1 protein-coding gene is annotated in these 1,249 nt (G+C 39.6%); it reads right to left on the bottom strand.

Translation table 11 applies throughout. The features are described 5' to 3' along the window. Positions 1-1,182: plasmid recombination protein (locus tag QI30_RS18585; RefSeq protein ID WP_126992066.1), on the bottom strand; the 1,182-nt coding region annotated here is incomplete at its 3' end. Positions 1,183-1,249: the final 67 nt, after the last annotated feature.

The raw sequence follows: 1,249 nt of genomic DNA on the forward strand, positions 1-1,249 counted from the left end.
TTCCTTAAAAACGTTTTTAACGGCCCTGACGCCCTCTGTACGCTCTTTTACGAAATCTTTGGCACTTTGATACAACAAACCGACTTCGTGCCGTAAATCGCCTATCAGGTCTTTTAAATCTCTGTTCTCTGAACGGAGTTCCTTATTTTCGTTCTTCAGCTTATAATTTTCATTGGTCTTTTGATAGACTTCCTCACGAAGCTTTTCATTTTCTATGACAGGATTCATACTTTGCAACCGCTCATAATCTTTTTTTACCGCAACCGCAGCTGTCACGATTGTTTCCAGCTGTTCCATCTGCTTAGGAGTGAAAACATAATTCCCGGTTTCTTTTTGATGGATTTCCGGTTTCCCGAACATTTTCGGAACGACTTCGGTTTTGATTTCTTTTCGCTTTGGTTTCAGCACCAAATTCTTATCAGGAACATTTTTGCTAATCGCTAAAAACTCATTTTTCTTTTCATCGACTTTCCCCTCTAACACGGCAATTTCGTTCAATAAGTCCTGTTTTTCCTTGTATTCATTCACGTCTTTATATGAATTCGTGCCAACCAATTTCCGCTCAATTCCACGATCCAATAATTTTTCTTCTAGCAACTGGACTTCTTTTTCCCGCCAATCATCAAACGGGCGAGTTTTATCCAACGCCGGATCTTGTTGAATAATCGCACGGTCAAACGACACTTGTTTTTCAAGTCCTCGCTTATAGCCGCTCGCAACCGGAACAAAATTCAAGTGCATATGAGGAGTAGCTTCGTCATTATGGATGACCGCATTATATACTTTTAAATTCGGATTTCGCTTCTCAAAATCTTCGAACCACTCTAATAAAATTTCATTTCCTTTCTCATAATCCTTTCGCATAGGAAAGTCATATAAGTCTCCCACCTGAACAATCATTTCCTGCTGAAGCGCCGTTTTTTTACTGGATTGGATGTGCTTAAAGTAATCATCAATTTTCCGGTCATTGCGTTTTTGTTTAGCATTGTAATTTTCCAACGCTTCGCCAAATTCTTCTTGATACAGTTCTTTCAAATCCTTCTGAACGAGGTACACATTTTCGTGCGAACGAGATTCATCAATGTGTGAATTCCGTTCTTTATCCTTGTCACTCATGGTCCGATTATTGTGTTTGATGTTGGTTTTATTGGTCGCCTTTTTGAGCGAAACCGACATGCTCATGACGAATCACCTCACTTGCTATGAGTGTACCAGACAGTTTGTTACTTTGCCAAAGTAACCTTTTCTG

The organism is Candidatus Kurthia intestinigallinarum (assembly GCF_003991225.1).
In the GTDB taxonomy this organism is placed as follows: Bacteria; Bacillota; Bacilli; order Bacillales_A; family Planococcaceae; genus Kurthia; species Kurthia populi.